This window comes from Streptomyces flavofungini (assembly GCF_041028215.1).
Taxonomy (GTDB): Bacteria; Actinomycetota; Actinomycetes; order Streptomycetales; family Streptomycetaceae; genus Streptomyces; species Streptomyces flavofungini_B.
Genome location: NZ_JASKYR010001315.1, coordinates 1 through 1,016, shown reverse-complemented (window position 1 = coordinate 1,016; position 1,016 = coordinate 1). Strand labels below are relative to the sequence as shown.

Here is a 1,016-nt window from a genome sequence, read left to right as displayed (position 1 = left end):
CCACGCCCACAGGGACAGCTTCGGATATGTGCTGTTCCTTTCCTGGGGGCTCCTCAGTGGCCAGGGCMKCGSCGCGGSSSRCGMCCTGGACGCCGTCCACGGGGGCGGTGCGGCGCAGTTCGTTGACCAGCCAGGTGGCTGCGTCGGAAGCAGCGACCCTCCCGACCCCCTTGATCGGACGCAATGCCTAGCCTCGTCGCTTCGGGTGTGCTCGGCTGTGGGCACGCGGGCGGGAACCCGGGCGGTCCGGGAACAACGGGGCCTGGAGGGACTTGGCCGGGGGAGAGGGTGTCGGTGACGGCCGTTCAGCATGGTGGCCTGTGTGCCGCGTGCACGCGACATCATGGGACAGAGGCGTAGGTGAGTGCCTCCTCCCGGCCGCTGCGCCGCTATCGCAGTTCCTCGTTGTTCCGGTTCGTCGTCATCCACTTCTTGGTGTCGAGCGAATACCCGAAAATGGGCCGGTCCTTGTCGCCGCTCGTGGCGAACGGCTTGCCCGAGTCGTCGATGCGCACCGTCCCCTGCCGGGTGCCGCTGGACCACTCCAGCTCCAGATACCAGCGTACGCAGCGCGAGTCGACGCTCGTGTTGACGTAGAGCGCCTCGGGGTCACTCGCACTCACCTTGTAGGGGAAGCCGCTGCCCCCTTCCTGTGGGGTGAGCCGGGGCACCGCCGCGTCCAGGTCGACGTCGAAGGAGCGTTTGGGCACGCCGCCCCCGCAGCCGAAGCCGACGTAGCCCATGTTGTAGGCGTTCCACGCGAGAGGCGCGCTGGTCCCGGCGACGCGTACGTTCAGGGACTCCAGGACGACGGTCTCATCGCTCGTGCCCTGCACGGTCAGCCGCACCGTCTGCGTTCCGGCGGAGACCCCGCCGTTCGCGGCCACCCAACTGGCGGCGTCCTGCTCGTTCGGGGGCGGGGAGAGGGTGTCGGGCTGCTTGTCCCCCAGGTAGGGGCGGCCACAGGGCCCCGCCCACTGCTGGGGTCGGACGGCGACGGTCAAGGGGTCCTTGCC

Annotated in this window: 1 pseudogene; it reads right to left on the bottom strand. The window is 69.7% G+C overall.

Annotated elements, in window-relative coordinates:
• Positions 1-389 precede the first annotated feature (389 nt).
• Positions 390-1,016 (bottom strand): annotated as a pseudogene (locus AB8Z36_RS40720) (transcriptional regulator); the annotation flags it as partial.